Origin of the sequence: Nostoc sp. DedVER02 (assembly GCF_034530675.2) — a bacterium.
In the GTDB taxonomy this organism is placed as follows: Bacteria; Cyanobacteriota; Cyanobacteriia; order Cyanobacteriales; family Nostocaceae; genus Nostoc.
This window is the reverse complement of sequence record NZ_JAVRCP020000027.1, coordinates 48,548-72,705: the sequence shown is the minus strand read 5'-3', so window position 1 is coordinate 72,705 and position 24,158 is coordinate 48,548. Positions and strand designations below refer to the sequence as shown.

Sequence of the window (24,158 nt, the reverse complement as noted above, 5' to 3'; positions counted from 1 at the left end):
GATATAGCCATTTAACTGGGGACAATAAACATAGTAAGTTAAATGGTGTATATAGGCGAAGCAGCTTTTCACCGGGTAGAAAAAGGAACTTCATTTGTCTTTAGTTTCTTTTGTTCTTGTGGCAAATGGCAATTGTAGATTTTGATCGTAAAGGAAATCTTTATCAATACCGATCTCGCGTGTAGGTAAGTTACTGTTATTTGTGATGCCATCTTGAGGCGGAATTCGCAAAATATATTGACCACGCGGAACTGCATCTAGACGATAAAGACCAAATTCGTCACTTGTGGATGCAGAAATTCTTTTACCCTCAGCATTGATCAATTCTACTTGTATTTCTGGTATTGGCTTACCTGCGGTATCTGTAATTCGTCCTGCTAAACCATATTCTATTCTGACAGGGAAATCTAACTTAGTTACAGCAGAGCTTTCCACCTTCGCAATTATTGTACTTTTCTTCACAGCAAGTTCCACAGGTAATCCTTGTGGGTCAAATTGAACTGTGTATATACCCTCTGGCAAATTGCCGATGAAGAAATTACCTTTAGAGTCAGTTACAGTTCCACCAACGCTTTGACCTTGGTTATTGATCACTTGGATAGTAGATTCACTTAAATTAAAACCTTTCTTTGCTCCTTCTATCACAATTCGTCCAGCGATCGCACCCTTGTCTTTACCAATCGAGGTGTACTCCGCAGGAGCTACTCTTCCACCTAAAAAGGATAAATCCGATACTAGTGAGATAAAGAGGCGATCGTCACCAACACCACCAAAAATGTTTTTAATCCTAGAAGGGATACCTTGATATTCCACTCTAGCAAACAAACCTGGTAACACACGCATACTAGCACCAACAACTGGGCCAACCTCTCCGTCTCTATATCCTAGTCCTATGCGCCAACTTAAGTCTGAGAAGCTACTTGCATTACGATTGAGGATTAAAGTGTAACGAGTAGGCAAGTCCCCACCAGATTCAGTCCCAAATGATAGTAAATATTCTCTACTAAGGTTATAGCTAAAGTCTGTTGTATAGATATCATTGACAGCACTCAAAGCCAGATTGCTATTTCGCGTTGGTCGATAAAAAGCGTTGAATAAATAACGTCCGGCAAAATCAGGTGCGCCTCTTAAAGATAAGTTAGAAAACGGACTAACAGAAAAAGTGGGCAAAATGTAACTACTAGAACGCTTCTCATATTGGCGATCGCGAGCTACAACTCCTAGATTAAAAGTATTACTAAAAGCATATTTAGCTTCTATGCTATGGTTATACCGATCTGATGATTGCCTACTATATAAATAACCAGCAGGATAGTATTCAGAACTGCCGAAAATTTGCAAGCGATCTAACTGGAAATCTAAATTAGCTGTATAGCCAACTTCACCATTAGAAGTACCAACACTAGCAGCGATAACTGCTGGATTTATTAAACGCCAAACAAAACCTGCTTGTGTTTGTGTTCTATCAGGGAGTACTTGCACCGAACCTTCCAAAGTCAAGTCATTGGAAATTCCTTGACGCGCTTGAACAAATCCAGCAACCTTACCTGAGTCAGCGTTAACAAAATCATCAAAAAAACTTTTTTGGACATAGTTACCAGTTAAACCAAAACCTGCTAACTGAGTACTTCCGCCAGATGGTAACAATAAATCAGAACCTCTGAGCCTTAAAGAACGAATTTCTGTAGGTATATTTAGGTTATTACGGCTAAAAACCAACAGTTCAATGTCATTGGTTTGGCCAGCAGGTAAATTGACATTTAAAAATTCGTATTCTCCACTCAGCCCTACTTGCTGTTGAGCAACTATGCCTCCACCAACCCTTAACTGTACAAAACTTGCTGGAGGAACTCGACCGTTAAAGCTTTGTACAGGCTGGGACTGTCTAGATAAAAGCTCAGTTGCACCATAGTCTGCCCTAAATCTATTTAAAGGGAGATTGGTATGACCAACTTGAAATCCAGTCAGGTCAAGATGTGACAATAAAGGATGTAAGCCGATCTGTTGACGACCAATTTGATAGATAAATTGATTTGAGCGTTTGAAGAAAAAGTATTCAGCAATCTCCGGCTGGTTAATAAAATCGTTCTCGAGACGTATACGCCACGAACCACCAGCTAAACGTCCTCCCAAAAGAGTAGAACTATGCCAGCCTGAACTACCAAAAGTATTAGTAAAATTTAACTCTTGCCTTAAATTTGATATCCCGCTGCTAGGAGGTAAAGCTTCAGGTTGGAGATCGGTAGCCTGAGTGCTATATTGCCCATTATTCCTTCGCCAAGGTAAGTCAACTATCAAAGCTGCATCTGAGGCTTTTAACTCAATATTTGTGGCTAATTTAGATTGCAAAACAGTATTACTTATATAGGTAATACCATTTATTTTTTGAAGTTCATTCGATGTCAGTGCAACTTGACCAGCAGGTGTTTTAAGTTTTGTATTTTCGCCAGAACTTTCAACAGTAAAGCCAGCAATTTTAGCAAAGTCTAGTAATGGAATTAATAAAATATTGCCTTGCTGGATCACATCTAAATTACCAGCTTCTCGCTCATTAATAATTATTCCTAATAATAAAGTTTGTGCTTCTCCAGGCTTCTTCTCGGCAAGACTATTAGATGCAGGATAAGTTTTTATTACTAGGTCTGTTGAGGTTGCGGGTAACTCACCAGAAGCTGAGTTTTTTGTAGTTTGGGCAATTAGTTTTTTAACAAGTTCCTTGTTGACAGAGCTTTCTGGTATTCTATCTGGTGTTATATCTGGAGAAAACTCAGCAGGTAAGATTTCTGGTGGGGCGATCGCTCCTGCAATTATATTGTTTATATTCCGACTATTGGCATCTAGTTGCTTTGCGGAAGATAAGTTTTTCGGCTGTGCGATCGCCTTTTGCGGAGCTTCGCTTATTGTAATGGTTGGGGGAGGTGTTGGATTATGGTAGAGCATATTTAAACACAAAAGTTCCTATAGGTAGCCGAAAAATTTTTCAGCTACCAAATCATTTTTAGAAAAAGTGAGAATTAATTAACTTTGAAAAATTGAGATTTGGAAGCTACAAAAAATTATCTACGGCGAAGAGAATTTCTCAAATTACTTGCAGAGGGCTTATTTCCCGATTGGTTACTATTAGCTGCTGTAACTGTGAATGGAATACCTTTATCAATTGGTACACCAGTCAATTCCCCGTTGATATCTAAGACGTAGTTTCCAGGTGGTAGATTTTTAGTAATAGGTAGCTGGATTTTACGAGTATTATCAGGTAATACTGGCGATGATGGTAATGAACCTACATCTAATACAGATTTGGGGAACTTTTCTCCCGGTTTACCTGTATTAGCTATGGGTTTTGTAGCTTCACTACCTGGATATTGAGCAGCAGGCCAAATGGCATATTGACCACTTAGGCGTACATAAGCATTACCTTTATTAGTAATATCAAATACAGCCTTGAGAGCATTCGGTTTGGCATCGACAGTGATAGAATTGAGAGTGCCAATTTTTTTAATCTCTCCCACATAAGCATAAATTACTACCCCTAGCCGTGCATTTACCCTCACTCCTCGAGATGCTTTGATAGGGGAAGTTGGAGAGACTTCTTGGAGATAAAGTACAGCACGGTGTTCACCTGGCTGGGGTTGAACTTTCGGGCGAATCGCAAAGCGTATAGTTTGAGCGCCCCCGGCTGGAATTGTAAATTGAGACGGAGTAAAAACGATCCACTGGTCTAAAGATTGCTCATTGGAAGCAATGTCTTGAGCTTTATTGTCTTGATTCATCACCCAAGACTTGACAGTAGCTTTCAGCGTAACTGGTTCAGAAGCAAGGTTAAGAACGCGAATAATTTCAGTGCGTGTCTTATTACTATTAATTTTGACTTCCAATCGGGGCGGGGTGACACCAATATTAATTGCTGAAGCAGAAGGTACGCCAAGAGCCAAAGCCCCTAATAAGCTTAAAGCTATTTTGCTGAATTTTTGGAAAGTTGGGATTGGGTTTTTCACTTTAATATTCCACATCACGAAAAAAAACTAACGGCGATTAACTGTTACCGCCACATTGCCACCATATAAACCTGCTGATTGGGCTGTTGAAAGATCCATTTTCAATCGGAATCCCCCTTGTACTAAAGCTGTATTGCTATTTTGATCGCGGGAAATTTCGATAATGGGTAATGGTTCTAGCACCACTTGAACTGCTGAATTAGAATTTTGGGGATTACTAACCGCATCGTTGCGTCCATTTTCAGCCTTCATTTCATAGGTGGCATAGAGAAAACCCACTTGGTCTATAGGCACGCGCATTTGCCAGAAATTGGGAAACTCACGGCTGACGAAGGTATTAAAGCCTGGAGGAGACAGCAATTGTTGTGAATTGGCGACAGACTCACTTTTGGCTACTGGTATAATGTCTGATGCTGATAAAGGAGGAATAACTAGTGTTTGAGGTGTAGATAACTGATTAATGTTTGTAGGTTCAGCAATTCTCAAAAAAGATTGCCCTAAAGAAGGAGGCTGTGGCAAAACTAAAAGTGTTATGCTTATAAATAAGCAATTAATAATTTCACTCCACGGCATCTTTCGGATTACTAAATTGCTGTCACCCTGTTTATATTTGTCTGACATTTCACATTGATCTCCAGTATCCTTAATGGACATCAAAATTTATTAACGCAGAGTTAAGCCCCAATCCAAGAGAATTAGAGTAACCACTGCGTAAGTCTTATAGAATAGAAGCAAGGCTAAGGGTAGATGAAAAATCTGTTGATATCAATAATCTAATAACCTTAGCCTTGATTAACTAAAGTTGCTGAATGAAGGGATGAAAGTGTAATCAAAATGCCAATTCTGACACCTGTTATCCCTAAAACAGCAATACTAATTAGTTAGCTGTAGCTGTGATGTTAATATCTGCTCCAGTATATGCACCCGCTTGAGCAATGCCATTTCCACCAACGTCTACGGATAAATCAACACCACCAATGAAAGGTGTAACTAAGCCAGGGACATTAGCAAAGTTTGGATTAGCGGCACCGTTTGTCAAGGTTGCTGTTGAACTATTAGCACCTGTGAGGGTACTGGAAGTTCCCGGTGCTACGCTGACGTTAATGCCCGCTCCACGAGGGCTGTTAGACCAAACTGCAAACACCTGGGGTATTGTCTTAGTCACTGTGAGATTTGTGCCGTTGTTATTGAATGGAGAGGTAGTATCAAGCCCACTGGTGGTTGAATTTGCTGTACCACTTTTATCACTACCGTAAAATCCACTTCCATTTGCAGTGAATGTCTGTGAAGACAAGTCTGCCGTTGTAAGATCTAAATCAATTGTGCTGACAGTTCGCAAGTAGAGAACTTCGGGTACTGTGAGAGTAACGGCTACGTTATTTGTAGCAGCAACTTGAGCATTTGCAGGTGCAACAATCACACTACTCAAGGCGCTAACAAAGGCAGAGGTAGCGGCGATAACTACTAAAAATTTGGTCTTCATGATGAAAAACTTCTCCGTAATATTGTGTCTGTGTGAATTTAATTTGAGCTTGAGCAAATCCCAATGTCTCTTAAGCAAACAAATTTGATTTGGGGTTAATATCCAAGAAATAAAACTTCAGTAAATTTACTGCTTATTAATCTTGGTTTATACGTAGTTTTATAGCTGTTGTCTTACAAATCACCTCCTTGTTAAATCACCCACAATTCTGTGCCGTTAGTCCCGTTCGTAGCAGTGAAGAACAGCCGTGTACCAACGACAGTGAGCTTGGCAGGGTCAGCAATTCCTGTAGTGTAAATATTGCTGAATTTCCGCGTACCAGAAACTGTGCCGTCGCTGCTCCACACTTCCCTGCTGCTACCATCAGAAGCCGCAAAATACAGGGTGCTATTGAAATTGACGAGACTAGTAGGAACACTATTATTAGGCTGGTTATTAGAATCGTTACCAGCCCAAATATCTTTAACTAGTACTGTATTGTTATCAGTACCATCTGTCTTCCAGAGTTCGAGACCACTTGTTGAGCCATAGGTCACGAAGTATAAGGTATTGCCAACGGCAGTTAAATCAGTAGGGCCAGAACCAATATTTGGTGCTTGTGTAGTGTCATTCTTAACCCTAACAGTACCGTTTGTAGTGCCGTCACTCTTCCAAAGTTCTGCCTGAAAGTTATCGTTATATTTGACAAAGTATAAGGTATTGCCAACAGGCGTTAAATATGCTGGTGCTAACTTGTTGTTATTGGGTGTAGCGTCTTTAACTAAACTAGCTGCTCCAGCCTGATACTTCCAGACTTCAAATCCACTCGTACCATCGTTGGCAGCGAAGTAAAGAGTACTGCCTATAGAAGTGAAACTGTTTGGCGATGAGCTAGCTGCTCCTGCCCTGATATCAATAACTTGTGTACCATTCTGGGTTCCATCACTTGACCAAAGCTCAGTTCCATAAGTAGGGTTATTAGCTGTGAAGAACAGCTGACCATTGACATTGGTGAGATTCAATGGGCTGGAACTATTGACACCAAGGTAGATATCTTTAACGAGCGCAAATGTTGTACCGTTATATTGCCATAATTCCTGACCATGCGTGCCATCATCAGCAGTAAAGAAGAGTTTGTTGCCGACAACAGTCAGATTGCTAGGGTTAGAACTGCCAGAATTAGGATTAATATCACTAACTATTTGGGCTTGAGTACCATCGTATACCCAAAGTTCTCTACCTTTGCTTCCATCATTAGCGCTGAAGTACAGCTTGTTGTTAAAGACAGTCAAATTAGCTGGGTTAAAATTGCCAGGATTAATATTAGTCAGCCGGGTAGTATTAGCTACAGTACCATCACTCTTCCACAGTTGAGAGCCAGTGCTACCATCGTTGGCAGTAAAGTACAAAATATTACTTCCGGCTGTTAGATTGCTGGGGTTAGAACTACCAGAACCGGAGTTGAGATCAAGCATGCTAGCTTGAGGAGATCCAGACAAGTCTAAGGTATAGTAAGTGTTGGCACCAGATATGTAAATACGAACGTAATAAGTTCCAGCCCCCAAATTGGCGTTTATAGTTTCATTCGTATTCCCTGATTGAGCAGATGTTTGAATTACACTAGAGTTGCTATTCAACAGTTGCACATCGGCATTGTCAATCAATCCGCTGAGGGTGAGATTGAATGTACTATTGGTAGTACAATTGAAAGTGTAGTAATCAATGGTGTCAATATTACCCACAAAATCGTTGAAATTTTGGGAACCATTTAAAGTACCAATATTTTTCGCTGTAGGTAAAGAATTGGGAGCTTGATCTGCTGCTATGGCTTGAGCAGAGGTAGTAAGAGTGTAGTTTGTTGCTACCCCTGTACCAGGAGTAACTAGAGCATAATAAGTACCTGCATTCAAGCTGCGCCGAATGCTATCTATAGCAGTTCCTGCTTGATTGGAACTTTGAATATTATTACCGTTGCTATCTACTAACTGTAAATCTGCATTTCCTGTTGCTGGCGTTAAGCTGAAGTTAACTAAAGCAGCAGAAGTTAAATCAAAGCGGTAATAATCTTTGTTGTCAGATGAATTAACAAAATCTGAGTAGCTGTTAGTAGTTAATGGATTAATATTGCGAGCGGTTGCTAAAGTGTTACCCGCGTTATCTACTGGGTCTGAAACCAGCGAAATCTGCAAATTATAATTAGTAAAGCCTGATGTTGCTTGAACTACACGAATGTAGTACGTTCCCTGGTTAATATTGGTGTTGATTGACTCTGAAGCAGTGCCAGATTGAACAGAACTGGACAAGGTTGTTCCAGAAGAGGTAAGTAAGTATACATCGGCATTAGCCCCTAAGTTATTTAGGTTAATGCTGAGGTTCCCGTTGTTATTTAATTGAAATTTGTAATAGTCATTATCATCTGCAACTGCACCAGTACTACCTACAAAATCAGCAGTGTTATAACTGGTGATTGTACCAATATCAAATGCGGTTCCAAATGAATTATCAGAGCGGTTACTTTCTAAGATGGTTTCAGATGAGAGACTGAGATTATAGTTTGTATTACTCGGACTGAAATTATTTGAGTAAACTTGGGCATAGTAAGTGCCAGCTGCTAAGTTAGAACGAATTGATTCTGGGGTAGTGCCTGACTTAGTGGAGCTATAAATAGAAGTGCCAGAACTATTGAGCAATTTTAAATCGGCATTACTGCTCAAGCCATCCAAGCCTAAAGTAACAATACTGGAACTATTAATAGTAAATTTATAAGTATCGAGAGTGTCAGAGCTACTAAGAGAGTCTTGAAATATGTCCGTTGCGCTAGTGAGAGAACCACCAATAATATAAGTTGCAGTATTTAAAGCTGTGGCTATTGTACTTCCCGGGTCGGGAAATCCTGAATAAGTTGGCATAGTTATTTATTATTTTTTATAAAGTTCAAGCACATATACTGGCTACAAATTACTCAGAACATTCATCCACACAAGATCTATGTATTAGCTGATGCGATAAAATTTTTAATGTTCTTTGGCATCTCTCCTTTAAACTTCATTGCAAATAGAATTTAACTCTTAGGGAAAAGAGAATGCCTGCGTGAAAGTACTTAATTCAACAAAGCTAATTGTTAAAAAAATAATTTATTTTTGTAGGAAATTTTAGTACAAAAATTTTTTTACTAGATCCTGATTAAGGGTATTTTCAAGGAAAATAATTGGTAATACCATATCTCTTTTATTCTTTGCTAACTCGCTTAACTACAGCATTTTTTGCGGCATTGCAATATGTTTCAAGCTACTCGTCGCCGTCTCGCTCTTTGGTATACTTCTGTCACTGCTGTATTACTACTACTGTTCGCTAGTGGCGTTTATTTATACGTTCGTAGCACACTGGTTGAGCGGATTGATGATACTCTTAACCATGTAGTTGAAATAGTCGAGCGTTGTCTCACCACAAATCCCTGTGCATCTACGCTCATATTTGAGCCAATTAATGCTGATGCAGATAAATTTCGTATTAATTTAGAAGCCAGTTTTCGTGACAATACCTACACCGTAGAAGATGACCACATCGACCTAGAATGGTTTAGTCCCACTGGTAAACTACTTTGGTCAACGCTATCTGAACCCCTAAATGTTCCCATTCATGTCAACCCCACGGGTGAAACTGTGCGCGTCGTCAAGGGAGAAAGTGAAAATTCAAAATTAAAGACGCGATTAATCGCGTCTCTACCGTCACCATTGTTATTACGGCAAATCACCCAACGGGTAGAAGTGGGGCGGCAAGTAGTAGGATATCTGCGTGTTAGTCATCCCTGGTTTGAAGTTACTAAACCTAGTCGTGAGTTAATTTTTGATTTGGCGCTAGGTATTGGGTTAATGTTGCTTTCTGTGGGCGCAAGTGGCTGGTTTCTTTCGGGTAAAGCGATGGAACCCGTAGGCGAGTCTTATCAACGCCTCAAACAATTTACAGCTGATGCTTCCCACGAACTTAGAAGTCCCATTACTTTGATTCAAACAAATGTGCAAGTCGCCCTCGCAGACTTGGAGTTAGCAGAGGCAGAAACTACTACTTCTGTGCAATATCGGCAACAGTTAAAGATAGTAGAACGCTTAACGCAGCGTTTGGGTAGGTTAGTTAATGACTTACTCTTTTTAGCAAGGCAGGATAGCGGTATTAGCAAAGAAACTTTTTCACCTTGTCCGTTAGATGCCTTGCTGATGGAGGTGGTTGAAGAACAACAATTGTTAGCGCCTGAAAAAAAGATCACCCTTTCTCTAGACTTAGTTGATCCTCCTGCTTCTGAAACTAACCCCGAACTACTGGAAAATTGGTTTACCCTTGTGGGCAATTGGGATCAACTGGTGCAGCTATTCACAAATTTAATTGCCAATGCTTTACATTACACTCCAGGCGGTGGACGGGTAAAAGTGGAATTGGCGCGGATTGAAGGAATAAATCGCGTTTCTGGACTACGTTACACCAGTGCCCAATTGCAAGTTAAGGTGAGTGATACCGGAGTTGGCATCCCCGCAGAAGCACTACCACACTTGTTTGATCGGTTTTATCGGGTAGATCCGGCACGGACTCATACAACTGGGAATACAGCTACAGCCAGCGCTACTGGTTCAGGATTGGGATTAGCGATCGCTCAAGCTATTGTCGAACATCATCAGGGTCATATTCAAGTTGAAAGTATTCAAGGCATTGGCACAACCTTTACTGTGACTTTAGCAATAGCTATTGAGTCTTGAAGAACACAATTTGACTGTTACAAAAATGTGGTTGCTAATCACAATGGTTAAAGCCTTTGGGCTTATTTTCTGATTGGGTTTTCAGTCTTGAGAATGAAATATATTTATTTTTTTAGATTATTTCCGCATCCTGAGCTAGATGTGAATAAGAGAATGCGTTGTTAAATTCTATATGTATTCAATTGCCAATAATCTCTAATCTAATTTACTTATTGCTTGAAAAATAATTTATTTAAGAAAGAAAAATTGAACTTTTTCCAGGAGTCAACAAAAAATATGAAGTCTCAAAATTTCCGCAAGTCTGCTCAATTATTTGGTGCTGTTTTTGGGGGATTATTGATTAGTGCGCCAGCAATTCCTCAAGCACTAGCACAAGAATCTACTCCCAAAGTTAATCCTTGTCCCAGAATTTTTTACGAAGAACCACATAATAGTCAGGTTGTAGTGCCGGCGGGATGTCCTCCCAATGCGCTAACACAAAGATTAGCTGCTCAAGGGCTTCTTCCTGCGTCTGCTAACCCATCACCAGAGCAAACAAGATTGGGTGTCGGTGGTGACGCTCCAGAAGCAGGCGCTAGACTTCCTGGCAATCAAACTCAACAGTCCTCACCAGGAGCGGTTTCCAACGATCAGCAACGACTGCTACAACCACGACAAACCCCCAGTGCAACGATCGCACTGGCAAATGGTAAAGTTAATGTCAGGTTAGTAAATGACACTGCGGCTAATGTAACCTATCAAGTGATTGGCGATACAGCACCGCGATCGCTACAAGGTAAGTCAGATGTAACACTGCAAGCTTTAGATGCACCAGTCACGGTGACATTTGAGCGAGAGGATGGCGGACAGTTGATAGTGACTCCACAAGCTTCTTCAGAGCCAGGAAGTTTGGAAGTTAGATTTAACGAAGCCACCAATGCAACCCAGGGTAGAAGCGCTATGAGAATTGAACGAAATGGTTCAGTCTTTTTGAATTAATCAAAGAGAGACGCGATTTATCGCGTCTCTACAAAAGGTGGGAGATGTGACTTATCGCCTCTGTAGAGGTAGGAATTTTGGATTTCAGATTTCTCTTTGAATCCAAAATCTAAAATTGAATAACTCCCAATACGGTTCGGTTAAGGTTAGTTGATGAAAATAATACGATTCTAAAGACGCGATAAATCGCCGTCTCTACAAAGGAGTGATTATTGTAAAGACGGCGATTTATCGCGTCTCTTAACTGAACAGTATTGGAATAACTTCTACTTTTTCTGAAGCATTTGAGTTAACTGATCCAGCAATTGCACTTCTTCCTTGCTGTCTTCTAATGTTCGCGCCAGTATAATTGCCCTTTCGTAAAAATTACGAGCAGTGAGGTAATTACCTTGTTGCTTGTATAACTGAGCGTAAGACTCAAAAGATTTTAATTCTTCTCGCAAATTTTGCAATTCTTTAGCGAGTGCTAAACGTTGCTCTAGTAAATCAAAAGCGCGTTCGTAGCGTCCAACAGCAGTGTGAGCCGTAACTAAACCGTCAATTGCGCGTAATTCATTGGTGCGATCGCGGTTAGTTTTAGCTGTCCGCATCGCTTCACCATAACTAGCAATGGTATCCTGATAATTTCCCGATGCTAAATAAGCATCACCTAAATTATTCAGGGTATTTGCTTCACCGATGGCATCTCCAGTCTGACGGCGGAAAAGTAAAGCATTTTCATACAATTTAATCGCCTTGTTATAATCTCCCAACCTGGCACTTACCAAACCCAAATTACTCAGAGATAGTCCTTCCCCTTCAATGTTTTTGACACCGTGAGCAATTGTGAGTGCATCTGCAACTGTTTTACCAGCATCAGCAAATTCTCCTTGTTGTAGGAGAAATGTACCAATATTATTTAGCACAAAAATCTGAGTTTGGAAGTCTTTGGTATCACGAGCGATCGCTAATGCCCGTCGTAAAGCATCCTCCGCCTCTTTTGAACTACCAAGCTGGATATATGCCTTTGCAAGTAAATTGTAAGTCAGACCTTGTGCTTTTAAGTCGCCAATTGAGTGATAGAGTTCTAGTGCTTGCAAGCAAGATGCAACTGTTTTATCGGCATATCCGGAAGCGTATTGTTGTTTACCGATACTCAGCAAGCTATCTGCTTCATCTCTTGATTGTCGCCCAACAGAACTATTTAAAGGACGGTGGAGTTGTTGCGTAATGTCAACCGCACCCGCAGCGATGGGATTCAGCAAAAAAGTAAATACTAAAAAGCTTTGTAAAAGTAGCTGGGGACGAGAAATCACACCTACACAAACTAATTGCCTTGGAAATGCAAGCCGTTGTTTCATAAAAATTACCCGTAAAGCTGCGGGTTTAAGTAAAAGGTCTAAGAAGAAGTTTTAAGTTTTAAAATGAAGACAAACAATATACGCATTTACACTTAAGTTAGGATTAAGTAAAATCTTCCCCAAAGTATATAGAGCGGATATCTGTGGGTAATTTGTCCTCTAGCATACGATAGCCTTCCTGGAGAAAATTGGCTACTTCGTTAGGAGCGATCGCTTCTCCTTCGGCTTGCAGATAGGCAGCGATTCTTGTTTCGCTCCAGTGGAAAGTTTGAGACATTAAGACGATTAATCGTAAAACAGGTGGTAGTTGGTCTAATGCCTGTTGTACATAGCACCATAGCGGTGGCGAAGTCGCTTGCAAAGAATAATGAATTGCTTCTGTGGGTGGTAGCTTAATTTCGTTAATACAGAAAGCTGTCATATTAATTAACCAATTTTGCATGGTTAAAGCTGGCTCACCAGATTCAGGGGCAGTTAAATTTAGTCCACCAAGTTCGTAATAGATATGCCGCCAGGTGAGAGCGAACAGATAATCTGCTTGCACAGGCGATCGCGCCGAATGCCGAATTAAGGTATACACTATGGGGCTATAGCGGCAAAAAATCACCGTAAAATACTTTCCGGCATCTGGATTACGCTGAAACAAAGTCAGTAGTTCTTCATCGCTGTGATGAAATAGCGACTTTACCAGAGGGTGATTAGCTTCAGGAAAATGAGGAATTTGCACAAGTCTTTGAGTTGATAGTTGTTAAAATAATTTTGGGAATTGCACTCCCGTAGTTAATCGCATAATATCTTGGTGTTGCCCAGTTTGTAGCCGAGACTCAGACAACTTGAGTTATTGATAAACTAGAAACAAGGACTTAATTTTAGTCTTAATCGACAATTATAAAATCGCTTCCTTTATAGAATCCTTATTTATTCATGGTTATAGCAGTTAGTGTGATGTCGTTTCTCCTCAGTCCCCTTACTTTAGGCTCCTTCCTCCCTTCCTTGCCTTTAGATAGCCTGTTTTCCACCCAAGGCATTATGGTAATGCTGCTAGCAGCTTACGCTGGTGCGATGTGGATGTTCCTCACCAGTGCCCCAAAAGTACACACTGTAATGGTGTCAGATTTAGAAATTGCCCGACAGTTGTATGAAGGGCTGCTAGATTTGCCAGCAGCTGAAGTGCCATTGCACTATTACTACAACTACGAACAAACTATAGGCGCAACTGGGATCGATCCGCTATATATGTCTACAGGCCCGAGTTTGTCAAGCAAAATGATGAATAATGCTACTGAAGGGCTGTGGTATCAATTGAAGAAAAACACCCAGCTACACGTTATTACTGGTGCGAGTTTAGGTAGCAAAAATCAGCAACGCCACGTTTGTTTTGACCACGACTGCCTGGAAATGATTTTAATGCGAGTCGAAACGCGCGGTTTGAAATTCAAGATTCGTAACCAGAAGCCACTGAACTTTTTGGTCAAAGACTATGAAGGGCGAGTGATTGAGGTGGCTGAGGTAGCGAATTAATCGTTAGATTTTAGATGATTTTATATTGTGGGTGCGTAGTTTGCCGTCGTAGGCATCGCGCCACACAATATTTTTTTAAGTAGTTAGGCGTAAATAAATTAAAGTTTGTAGTAAGGATTTTAGCCCTGATAAACCTTGCTATGAGCAATGAATCGCTCACTACGAATAGTCATTATAGGGTTTTGCTAGGTAGAAACTTATGACCCTTGAAAAGATTTACGTATCTCAGCTGTATGAAACAGATTTCTATAGTTGGACTCAAGAGCAGGTTAGCTTGCTCAAAACTCAACAGTGGAATCAATTAGATACAGTCAACCTAATTGAAGAAATTGAAACTTTGGGCAGAAGAGAACGACAAGAATTGAGAAATCGGCTCGGAGTATTGCTAGGACACTTACTCAAATGGTATTTTCAACCAGAAAAACGTAGCAATAGCTGGTTGAGTACAATTCGAGAGCAACGTATTCAAATTAAGCTGCTTCTGCAAGATAGCCCTAGTTTGAAACCCTATCTTGATGAAGTTTTCGTGAGTGTTTATGAACTAGGTTTAGCTTTAGCGATTCGAGAAACTGAGTTAGGCGAACAAGTTTTTCCAGAAGTATGTCCTTACACTTTAGGCGAAACTCTAAATCCTGAATTCTTACCAAATCCGAATCAGCTTAATGAGCAGAGCGAGTAATTTCTCAATCCTATTTTATCGTAAATAAAAGGGTTTAAGACCCCTACCTCTACAGGTAGCCCCAGTTTCAGTCGAGGTTTAAATCCCCCGGAGTTGCTCAAGAATGGGGAGACCCCTTGACGCTAGCCTCTCCCTTTGGGAGAAGACCGCACTCCTCTTCGTCTGAAATTGTCGTACATCATCTGACTATTTTTGTAACTTAGCAAATGCGATCGCCTACAGTGTGCGGTTCGCCTTCCCACTCAGCCTCAATGATTATTAGTAAATGCGATCGCCTACGGTGTGCGGTTACGCCTTCGCACTCAGTCTCAAGTCTCTAACTACTCATGCTTGATTATTAGTAAATGCGATCGCAACGTCCTTTTAACTTTTCCATCCCCGTGAGGGGTAATAGATTTAAAACTATTTTCGTTTGGTAGCCCTAATAAAGCATTTCCAAGGTTTCCATCCCCGTGAGGGATAAGAGATTTAAAACAAGTGATAGTTTTTGCTAACGTCAGACAAACTAGTTTGACGTTTCCATCCCCGTGAGGGGTAAGAGATTTAAAACCTTATCGAAGTATTGATGCGACCCAAGCACCTAATCCAAATCGTTTCCATCCCCGTGAGGGGTAAGAGATTTAAAACTGAATCAGCACAAAATAGGACGCATAAAACTTTGTCAGATGTTTCCATCCCCGTGAGGGGTAAGAGATTTAAAACCCATACTAATCCAGCCGCAACCGGTCTTACAGTAATGTTTCCATCTCCGTGAGGGGTAAGAGATTTAAAACAATTATGGTCTGATGGATTTCCACATCCGCAAAGAACACTGGTTTCCATCCCCGTGAGGGGTAAGAGATTTAAAACTTCTACCGTGTATGCTTTCATGGCTGCATTGAGAGTTTCCATCCCCGTGAGGGGTAAGAGATTTAAAACTGCTTTTTTGGATAGCTCCGGCGCAAAAGTGATTGTGTTTCCATCCCCGTGAGGGGTAAGAGATTTAAAACCTTGGGTAACGATCACCTTTTTGGTGATTCGGGCAAGTTTCCATCCCCGTGAGGGGTAAGAGATTTAAAACAGCTACTGCAATTCAGGCAGTTAAAGAGTATCTTCAGTTTCCATCCCCGTGAGGGGTAAGAGATTTAAAACCGCTAACAATAAAACCTATTAAGGTTCCTGCACCGAAATGTTTCCATCCCCGTGAGGGGTAAGAGATTTAAAACTGACAATCCTGTTTGTGGTTACCGCTTATATTTGTGTAAAGTTTCCATCCCCGTGAGGGGTAAGAGATTTAAAACTTTGTTGGCACGGGTATTATCGCAGCAACATCCTTGTTTGGTTTCCATCCCCGTGAGGGGTAAGAGATTTAAAACAGTGGAGCTGGAAAATTTTTAATGGGTTTAATATTAGTTTCCATCCCCGTGAGGGGTAAGAGATTTAAAACTTATATCTCTTCTCAAAACACCCGAAGAAATAGCAGCAGGTTTCCATCCCCGTGAGGGGTAAGAGATTTAAAACAGTTAGTCAACTTAGTCAGAACCAAAAGCAACAACAAAGGTTTCCATCCCCGTGAGGGGTAAGAGATTTAAAACTCAAATTTGCAAAAAATTATCAAAATGTTTTTTCCCGTTTCCATCCCCGTGAGGGGTAAGAGATTTAAAACTTTACCTATTGGCTAAGCGTTCAATCAGCTGCTCAAAGTTTCCATCCCCGTGAGGGGTAAGAGATTTAAAACAAGCAATTCCAGAAGCAAAAGCTAATGGTCATTTGATTGTTTCCATCCCCGTGAGGGGTAAGAGATTTAAAACATTGGTACCTGGAATGTTCCATACAGGGTTACGAAGTTTCCATCCCCGTGAGGGGTAAGAGATTTAAAACGGTTTTTCTTCGGACATTAGCAACTCTGTTGCTAATTGTTTCCATCCCCGTGAGGGGTAAGAGATTTAAAACCCTACTGTTACAGAAAGCTTACCAAATAAGCCTTACAGAAGTGCAAAACTGAGGGGGGTCTATTTTACCTGTCAACAGAGCATAGTTATTGAGAATAACTACAGTCTCCAGGTAACTCAAACCCTTATACAGTAAGTCATCTGAGGGGGTCTACGAAACAATCAGCCTTTGAGCCTTTGTCTGACCTCCTCAGTTTACATTTCTTAACAAAATGGCTTCAGGAAACTAACTATTAAGTTATACGTAAAAAATATGTACTTATTAAATTTTCAAGGTGCATATATTGGTATAAACCATACCATAGCGACCGACTAAATGCAATCTCTCTATTAAGGTTTCCACATCATTGGTCGATACATCTTAACCTCTCCCATTAGACAAGCTACATACTCCCGCACTTGTAACTCTAAACACTTACGAAAGCTAACTTTATATCCTGTATTTGGGTGTGTTATACCAATTCCCGAAAAGAATGATACAGATACGTAGGTTGGGTTGAACGAAGTGAAACCCAACAATGACAAGGCTTTGAGGTGTTGGGTTTCGTTCCTCAACCCAACCTACATCCGCATCAAATTTTTAGTGAAATGGTATTAACTCAGATTGCAGCTTTTCTTCCCAGTGCTTAAGAAACTTTTTCAACGCATGAGGTTGAAGATATACACCTCCTTTTTCGTCAGGAAGAGTAAAATCATCTTCTGTGAAAACATTTGACTTAATCAAATAAATGAAAAGGAGTCAGAAGTCAGAATGGGCTAAACGCCCCGCTACCGCTAACAGGAGTCAGAATACCCCATGTACTAGGTAGGGGGTTTCAAGCAAGGAATACTTTTCTTCTCCTCCACGACTGTTCGCGCAGCGTCTCGTAGAGAAGTCGGGGGCAATATACCATGATTCATCCACTTTTTCGCACAGAATTCAATTCTGAATTCTGGCTCCAGAAGGACTGAATTCTTCTTCGGTAACTATAGTGCCTTGGGAAAGCCATAACGCACCCGACTGTTGAATGCGATTAACTCAACTTAATTGTTCAAACTTAAATTTCCCTTTAATAAATTTGTTAAAGTATTGACCTTTGGATGGGGCATTGTCTAAGTCTTCCTTGACACTGGGAGGTACTTTGAAATACTCGTAAACACTTCCACTATCAAATTCAATAGTCAGTGTTTGAGTTTTTGGCTCATAGGTAAATTGCTTAATAACGCTGCCTTCAGGCTTAAGTAGCGGGAAGGCGATCGCATCCCGAATACTGGCACAATCAGTTAATAACATTACCAACCGATCGATCCCAATTCCTAAACCACCTGTAGGCGGCATACCGTATTCAAGGGCTGTCAAAAAGTCTTCATCTACACCTTGGGCTTCTAAGTCACCAGCAGCTTTCCTTTCAGCTTGGGCTTCTAGGCGTTCTCTTTGATCGATGGGATCTGTAAGTTCTGAGAAGCTGTTTCCAGTTTCTCGCCCGACGATAAATAACTCAAATCTTTCCACCAAACCAGGTTGAGAACGGTGGGGTTTTGCTAGAGGTGAAATTTCTACTGGGTAATCAATTACAAAGGTAGGTTGAATTAAATTAGCTTCTACCTTTTCTTCAAAGGCTAAATTTAATAACTTACCAATTGATTTGGCTTCATCTATACCAGGAATACCAGCATTTTTACTCGCTGTTTTTGCTTCTTCTAATGTTTGGAAAGAATTGAAATCTAAGCCTGTAAATTCTTTAACTAAATCGTGCATTGTTACCCGCCGCCAAGGTGGTGTTAAATCTATAGATTCCCCTTGGTAGGTAATTTGCAATGTGCCGAGTACATCTTGGGCGACAGTGGTAATAATCCCCTCAGTCAACGCCATCATATCGTTATAGTCGGCGTAGGCTTGGTAAATTTCAATCGTCGTAAATTCGGGATTATGTCGAGTCGAAATTCCCTCATTACGGAAAATCCTTCCCAATTCAAACACCTTTTCAAAACCACCTACAATCAACCGCTTGAGATGGAGTTCTGTGGCAATTCGCAGATACAACTCCATTTCTAAAGTGTTGTGGTGGGTGATAAATGGACGCGCATCTGCACCCCCAGCTTCACTTTGCAAAACTGGCGTTTCAATTTCGAGAAAATCTCGCTGTTCCAAATAACGGCGAATCCCAGCAGTAATTTGGGCGCGACGGCGGAAAGTTTGCCGTACTTCTGGGTTAACAATCAAGTCAACGTAGCGCTGACGGTAGCGCTTGGCAACATCCGTTAATCCATGCCACTTGTCGGGTAGGGGCAACAGGGATTTAGTCAGGATAGTATATTGTTTAACGTAGACAGATAATTCGCCCTTTTCAGTCCGTTTAATAGTACCTTTAACTCCCAGAATGTCGCCTGCATCTGTAAGTTGTTTTAAATGATTGAAAGCATCAGCATCAATATCTGCCATGCTTTCTTGGATGCGATTTTTATCCAAATAAAGCTGAATTGTGCCAGTTTCATCTTGCAAAGTGAAGAAAGCCAGTTTACCGAAAACGCGACGCGCCATAATGCGCCCAGCGATCGCAACTTCTAAGTCAACTTCTTCACCACTGGCTAAATCGGCAAATTGCTCTTGCAACTGCGCTGCATGATGGGTAGATTCCCAATGATAGGCATAAGGGTTAGTCCCTAGCTGCTTGAGTTGTTCTACTTTCTCCAGCCTGGCGGCTCGGATATCTTCTTCCGACATGGTAACGAACTAAATAGGGCAAGATTAATTATAGATGCTGCAAAAGTTGAGAGGAAGAGATATTTGAGCTTTACAGATGATGATGTCGCCTAAAAGTGATGTGCAATCGAAGCAAGGAAATACACAATGATACAAACTAGAGTTCGCCTGTGGACTGTAAACGAATATCACCGGATGTTTGAAACGGGTATTATTACAGAGGATGAACGGGTAGAACTGATTGATGGGCAAGTTATCCCTATGAGTGCCAAAAATCCCCCTCATGCAGCGACAACCCTATGTGCATCAGATTATCTGAAGCGAATGCTAGCAGAAGTTGCCTTAGTTAGGGTGCAAGATCCCATTCAGTTGAGCCAATACTCGCAACCTGAGCCAGATATTGCGGTTGTCCGCATTGATGCGCGAAAGTACATTGCTCATCATCCTGCACCAAATGAAATCTTTTTACTAATTGAGGTAGCGGATACGACGCTAGACACGGATCGAAAACAGAAAGCACCTTTATATGCTAAGGCAGGAATTATTGATTACTGGATTTTGGATGTGAATCAGCGTCAGGTTTATGTTTTCCGTCAGCCTGGTTTGGAAGGCTACAATGAAGAATTTATTCTGGATGAAGATGCAACATTATCCTTAATTGCGTTTCCAGAAATTGAAATCCAGATTATTCAAATGTTTCCATAAGTTAGTTAACATTATTTTTAATAAAATTGAGATGAAATAGCTACAGAGAAAAGTGCGATCGCTCGGTCGCATTTTAGCCAAAAGGATGTCAGAGAAAATATTATTGATATCTTTTCTGACAAAAGCTCAAAATTTTCCTCTACAAGTAAAATCTTTATTTCTGTACGATTTTTAGCGAATGCCTAGATGCAATAGCCTTCATTTTCAAGTTAGTAAATTGGACGATCGCCTTTACAAAATCTTGCTGTTCTGGTTGCAAATTCAGCTTTTGTAGGGCTTGATTCATATTATTACCAGCCCGGAGATTGTGATTAAGTTGGACACGTTGCGATGTGTTTAATACTGCCTCAATTTCCCTGTTTCTTCTCTGACGCACAGCCTGAAGTTCTTGGCTTTGCAAGGGAGTCAGGTTAATCTCTGACGAGGTGGAGTAGCTTGCAATTTTGGGAATTTGGGCGAAAATGACACCAGAAGTAACCGGTACAGCTAAGGCAATTCCCGGCATGGAAAGGACAAGAGCTAGAATAGCAGCTAACACAGAGAGCCGTTTTGTCAAGTGAATTGCCATATTCATAAATACCTACATCTCATTTAACGCTCAGATATAGTTAAGCAGTTTTCAAGCCTTTAATTTTGAATATTGAATTTATCCTACCCCCAAAAGTACGTTAATGGAGTAAAACTCACATCTTGTATCAATCTTAAATAGGACAGGCACTATTTACTTATGTTAGTCCCCGCCCTACAGTGATTACTCTTTAATTACGAATTACGAATTATCAGGTCTTCTTATTCTGTCGATTTCACGTTGTAATTCCTCAATTTGACGGCGCAAATTATCTGTTTCATTTGCAGGATATTCTGCTGCAACATTTACTGAGCCGGAAGCAGGCGATCGCTGATAATTTCCTCGGCGAATTTGCTGGTATTCTTCGGATACTGCCCACGCCCGTAAGTAATGCAGGCGTTCCACGGGGAAAGGATGGCTCAACATCGTACCTTGAGCGCCATTGTAAAGCAAGAATTTATATATCTGATTCAGCCCATCTTCATCTAGTGCCTGATAATTTTCTGACTGCTTGATAAATTCTTGTAAACTACATTCATTGGCATATTTGTGACTACCGCCAGAGAGTTTCATCATGGTTGACATGACCGGATTCAAGTCATCCATCACTAGCAATGCGGCGCGATCTGAGGATAACTCGGCTTTGCGCCGCCACTCAAAGAAGGCGTAAATCAAGCCTTGTGTTACAAGATTACCGAGTCCGAAGGTCAATTCTCCCAAGGCGGAAGCAGCACTCATCGCCCACATCGCCATTTGAATTAAAATAGTATGACCACATTTAATATGCCCCAGTTCATGGGCTAGTACCGCCCGAATCTCAGTTTCGTCTAGTAAGTCTAGTATCCCTGTATTTATGACTATGTAAGGATTCTCTTGCCCCAGTGCATAGCTATTTGCTTGCGGATCTTGCGAGACAAACAGTGCAGGTTCTGGGTAAATGTCCAAATCTCGGACGCATTCCCGAAACATCTGATAAATAGTGGAATACTGACGCGGCCCGACTTGGATGCTGTTACCCATTAGATAGACTAATTGAGGGCGTTCGTAGATAAATTCCACAAATTTACGAGCGATTAAATCAAATCCTGGTAAATTTCGTAAAGCTTGCTCGGCTTGACGATCTAGTGGATGCCTGAAGGCTTCGCTGGAAATTCCTGTGTAAGTTGGCATAATTTAGGGGATTGGGAATTGGGAATTGGTCATTGGTCATTGGTCATTGGTCATTGGTTAAAAACAAAGGACAAATACTTTTCTACGAGAGGCTGCGCCCTAAGCGTAGCTATGCCGCAGGCTTTACGGCTTTGCTCAATACAAATGACAAAGGACAAATGACAAATGACAAATGACAAATAACAACATAATAGAAATGGGGCAATTGGAAGTAAAAGTCACTTTGTATGGAATTAAAAGCGTGTGATTGAGGCAGAAGTTCATTTGTCACTACATAACTTTTTGCGATCGCAAGCGGGGTTCCCTTCCTGGCCCCATCATTTGACGATGGCACGGTTGGTAGCACGCGCCTTGCGCCTGGGACGTAGTGCCCTAATTCAAGTAGGAGCGGTTTCTGGCTATCAAGGGCGGTATCGCACAAGTTTCGTAGCATCAGCCCTAATGTGGCATGGCCCTGTAATTATTGTTGCTCAAGAAGCCGTGCAGCAACTTCTGCTGCGGGTGGAAATTCCCCGTTTACAACAATGGCTACCAGCCAATAAATCAATTAGAACAGGTGACGCTTGGCCTGGTGCTGAGTTCCAAGGGCTACTGTTAACCTCTCCAGAAGCTTGGTTAAGAGGACAATTGGCTGGTGGCGATCGCTTTCCCGAAGGCATCCCGACAATTATTGATGGGGTAGACGATCTCGAAGATTGGGTACGCGATCAACTTACCCAAGATATTCAACCCCATGATTGGGATGAACTCATGCTGGCTTGTCCAAATCAAGCTGAGGCAATTAGCGAAGCACGGATACAACTAACGAACGAGCTTTTTCAGCATCCTGTTAATCCATATCAGTGCTATCTAATTTCTCAGCCAGAAATTGAGATTTTAAGCCGTCTTTATGCTGCTTTAGATCCAGCAAATCTCCCAAATAATTGGAAACATTTCTGGCAGCAATTACAAACCCTCGACGAAAATCTTTTCCCCCCTGCTTCCCCTGTCTCCCTTACCTCCCCTGCTCCCCCTCCCCTCTTCTGGGCGACTATTGCCCATCGACAAGGTTTATTTTCTTTGCACTATGCCCCAATGGAATTAAGGGAAATCCTCTCACCCTTGTGGCAACGACAACCAGTAGTTTTAATTGGCAGTGCTATAGAACCGGAAACTGAGGCTCCTCTTTTTCGACAGCGCCTTGGTTTGGACGATTTAACTTGTCTAAAGTTTTCTTCGGAGAGTCAAGCGGAAGCAATTCAACTTTATGTACCCTATAAATTGCCTCTACCTAACACGCCAGAATTTCAAGCGGCATTTATTCACAAAGTTCGCACACTGGTTTGTCTGAGTGCTACAGCACCGGGGTTAACAGTTGTTTTGGTGGGAGATGTCCCACTCAAGGCTCAAGTGGCGACAATTTTGGCTTCAGAGTTTGGTTCGCGGGTGCAGGTAGAAAAAACTTGTTTAGATGAAAATGGTATTTTGATTAGCGGTTGGGAATTTTGGCGAGAACATCAGCGAGTTTTGCCAGCACCCCATCTGTTAATTATTGCTACTTTGCCTTTACCATCTTTAGAAAATCCGCTTGTAGCTGGTAGAGTAGCTCTTTATAAGCGATCGCATCAAGATTGGTTTCGTTTATATTTATTGCCGACAGCCTTAAGTGAATTACAAAGAGCGATCGCGCCTGTTCGAGAAAGTCAAGGTATTGTTGCATTACTTGATAGTCGTGTAGTTAATCGTAGCTACGGCGCTCAAATTCTCACCGCCTTAAGTCCTCTCGCCCGCATTAACTATCTCGATCCCAGTCTATTTTCTAATACCGATGAAGAAAATTCTGCTTAAAGTCAATACCTAATGCCCAATTTACATTTTCTGAAGGTAATGGGATTCATCATAATTCATAATAACCCTGCGAAATTCTCGTGCTAGCTTGCTTATTTCCAGGAGTAAGCAGACTAGCTTTTCGCGTCACTAACATAATTACGAATTACGAATTACGAATTACGAATTATTTAATGATGATTCCTGGCAAGATAAATTTAGAACCTAAGTAAAAATTGAGTTGCCGATTATGGGTGAAGCAAAGCGTCGGAAAGCTACACAAGGGGAAACCTACGGTCAAGAGACTCGAATCTTGTCTTGGCTTCCCATCACAAAAACTCAAGCCGAACAATTTGTCAGTTGGACAACTCGTGGTGCTTGGATAGGCATTATCCTTATGGTTGTAGGATGGGCAACTATCCGTTTTATTGGCCCAGCCTTCGGTTGGTGGCAAGTAGTCTACTAAACCTGCTGTTAATCTAAAAGACTTTGAATCTTACTCCCTTTGCCTTATAGGGCTACGGTGTAAACACAAGTCTCTTGACCATACAATGGCATTGCCTCGGCTGACA

Annotated in this window: 17 protein-coding genes, 1 pseudogene and 1 CRISPR repeat array; of the genes and pseudogenes, 7 read left to right on the top strand and 11 right to left on the bottom strand. The window is 41.2% G+C overall.

Features of this window, described 5'->3' with window-relative positions; all coding sequences use genetic code 11:
* Positions 1 to 90 precede the first annotated feature (90 nt).
* The 5 genes from RMZ41_RS23180 to RMZ41_RS23160 all read right to left on the bottom strand — a co-directional run bounded on the left by RMZ41_RS23180 (position 91) and on the right by RMZ41_RS23160 (position 8,366).
* Positions 91 to 2,940, bottom strand: a complete 2,850-nt coding sequence (locus RMZ41_RS23180; RefSeq protein ID WP_322644729.1) for a carboxypeptidase regulatory-like domain-containing protein — start codon at positions 2,938 to 2,940, stop codon at positions 91 to 93.
* A 116-nt stretch (positions 2,941 to 3,056) separates the two neighbouring features.
* Positions 3,057 to 3,995, bottom strand: a complete 939-nt coding sequence (locus RMZ41_RS23175; protein WP_322644730.1) for a molecular chaperone — start codon at positions 3,993 to 3,995, stop codon at positions 3,057 to 3,059.
* 27 nt (positions 3,996 to 4,022) lie between these two features.
* Entirely contained in the window at positions 4,023 to 4,616 is a 594-nt protein-coding gene (locus RMZ41_RS23170) for a hypothetical protein (protein ID WP_322644731.1), read from the bottom strand.
* A 256-nt stretch (positions 4,617 to 4,872) separates the two neighbouring features.
* A complete protein-coding gene (locus tag RMZ41_RS23165; protein WP_322644732.1) occupies positions 4,873 to 5,478 on the bottom strand; it encodes a hypothetical protein in 606 nt (201 codons plus the stop codon).
* A 191-nt stretch (positions 5,479 to 5,669) separates the two neighbouring features.
* Positions 5,670 to 8,366, bottom strand: a complete 2,697-nt coding sequence (locus RMZ41_RS23160) for an ELWxxDGT repeat protein (RefSeq protein ID WP_322644733.1) — start codon at positions 8,364 to 8,366, stop codon at positions 5,670 to 5,672.
* A 369-nt stretch (positions 8,367 to 8,735) separates the two neighbouring features.
* Here RMZ41_RS23160 and RMZ41_RS23155 point away from each other — a divergent pair, with 369 nt between their 5' ends.
* Positions 8,736 to 10,205 carry a HAMP domain-containing sensor histidine kinase gene (locus RMZ41_RS23155; RefSeq protein ID WP_322644734.1) on the top strand — a complete coding sequence of 490 codons (1,470 nt, stop codon included), beginning with the start codon at positions 8,736 to 8,738 and terminating at the stop codon, positions 10,203 to 10,205.
* Positions 10,206 to 10,481: 276 nt separating this feature from the next.
* A complete protein-coding gene (locus tag RMZ41_RS23150; protein WP_322644735.1) occupies positions 10,482 to 11,183 on the top strand; it encodes a hypothetical protein in 702 nt (233 codons plus the stop codon).
* A 266-nt stretch (positions 11,184 to 11,449) separates the two neighbouring features.
* Here the strand turns inward: RMZ41_RS23150 and RMZ41_RS23145 are convergent, their stop codons facing one another.
* On the bottom strand, positions 11,450 to 12,523 hold the full coding sequence (locus RMZ41_RS23145) for a tetratricopeptide repeat protein (RefSeq protein ID WP_322644736.1): 1,074 nt from the start codon (positions 12,521 to 12,523) through the stop codon (positions 11,450 to 11,452).
* 103 nt (positions 12,524 to 12,626) lie between these two features.
* Positions 12,627 to 13,250, bottom strand: coding sequence for a sigma-70 family RNA polymerase sigma factor (locus RMZ41_RS23140; protein ID WP_322644737.1), 624 nt, complete (start codon positions 13,248 to 13,250; stop codon positions 12,627 to 12,629).
* Between the two features lie 197 nt (positions 13,251 to 13,447).
* Here RMZ41_RS23140 and RMZ41_RS23135 point away from each other — a divergent pair, with 197 nt between their 5' ends.
* Both RMZ41_RS23135 and RMZ41_RS23130 read left to right on the top strand, forming a co-directional pair.
* Positions 13,448 to 14,044 (top strand): hypothetical protein, encoded by a 597-nt coding sequence (locus tag RMZ41_RS23135; protein ID WP_012411481.1) that lies wholly within the window; start codon positions 13,448 to 13,450, stop codon positions 14,042 to 14,044.
* A 199-nt stretch (positions 14,045 to 14,243) separates the two neighbouring features.
* Positions 14,244 to 14,723 carry a DUF29 domain-containing protein gene (locus tag RMZ41_RS23130; RefSeq protein WP_322644738.1) on the top strand — a complete coding sequence of 160 codons (480 nt, stop codon included), beginning with the start codon at positions 14,244 to 14,246 and terminating at the stop codon, positions 14,721 to 14,723.
* A 368-nt stretch (positions 14,724 to 15,091) separates the two neighbouring features.
* Positions 15,092 to 16,655: a CRISPR direct-repeat array (repeat unit 35 nt; unit sequence GTTTCCATCCCCGTGAGGGGTAAGAGATTTAAAAC).
* Between the two features lie 597 nt (positions 16,656 to 17,252).
* Here the strand turns inward: RMZ41_RS23130 and RMZ41_RS23125 are convergent.
* Both RMZ41_RS23125 and lysS read right to left on the bottom strand, forming a co-directional pair.
* Positions 17,253 to 17,390, bottom strand: a pseudogene (locus tag RMZ41_RS23125) (CRISPR-associated endonuclease Cas1); the annotation flags it as partial.
* A 282-nt stretch (positions 17,391 to 17,672) separates the two neighbouring features.
* Positions 17,673 to 19,358 (bottom strand): lysine--tRNA ligase, encoded by a 1,686-nt coding sequence (gene lysS, locus RMZ41_RS23120; protein WP_322644739.1) that lies wholly within the window; start codon positions 19,356 to 19,358, stop codon positions 17,673 to 17,675.
* Positions 19,359 to 19,484: 126 nt separating this feature from the next.
* On the opposite strand from lysS, the gene RMZ41_RS23115 reads away from it, so the two are divergent.
* Positions 19,485 to 20,042 carry a Uma2 family endonuclease gene (locus tag RMZ41_RS23115; protein WP_322644740.1) on the top strand — a complete coding sequence of 186 codons (558 nt, stop codon included), beginning with the start codon at positions 19,485 to 19,487 and terminating at the stop codon, positions 20,040 to 20,042.
* A gap of 154 nt (positions 20,043 to 20,196) precedes the next feature.
* On the opposite strand, the gene RMZ41_RS23110 is transcribed toward RMZ41_RS23115, so the two are convergent.
* Positions 20,197 to 20,616 carry a hypothetical protein gene (locus RMZ41_RS23110; protein WP_322734448.1) on the bottom strand — a complete coding sequence of 140 codons (420 nt, stop codon included), beginning with the start codon at positions 20,614 to 20,616 and terminating at the stop codon, positions 20,197 to 20,199.
* A 195-nt stretch (positions 20,617 to 20,811) separates the two neighbouring features.
* Positions 20,812 to 21,780, bottom strand: a complete 969-nt coding sequence (locus RMZ41_RS23105; protein WP_322734447.1) for a M48 family metallopeptidase — start codon at positions 21,778 to 21,780, stop codon at positions 20,812 to 20,814.
* A gap of 243 nt (positions 21,781 to 22,023) precedes the next feature.
* Between RMZ41_RS23105 and RMZ41_RS23100 the strand changes: the two genes are divergently transcribed.
* Both RMZ41_RS23100 and RMZ41_RS23095 read left to right on the top strand, forming a co-directional pair.
* Positions 22,024 to 23,607 (top strand): ATP-dependent DNA helicase, encoded by a 1,584-nt coding sequence (locus RMZ41_RS23100; RefSeq protein ID WP_322644743.1) that lies wholly within the window; start codon positions 22,024 to 22,026, stop codon positions 23,605 to 23,607.
* Between the two features lie 229 nt (positions 23,608 to 23,836).
* The gene (locus RMZ41_RS23095; protein ID WP_322644744.1) at positions 23,837 to 24,052 is read left to right on the top strand and encodes a DUF2839 domain-containing protein; all 216 of its coding nucleotides are present in this window, start codon (positions 23,837 to 23,839) and stop codon (positions 24,050 to 24,052) included.
* The last annotated feature ends 106 nt before the right edge of the window (positions 24,053 to 24,158 follow it).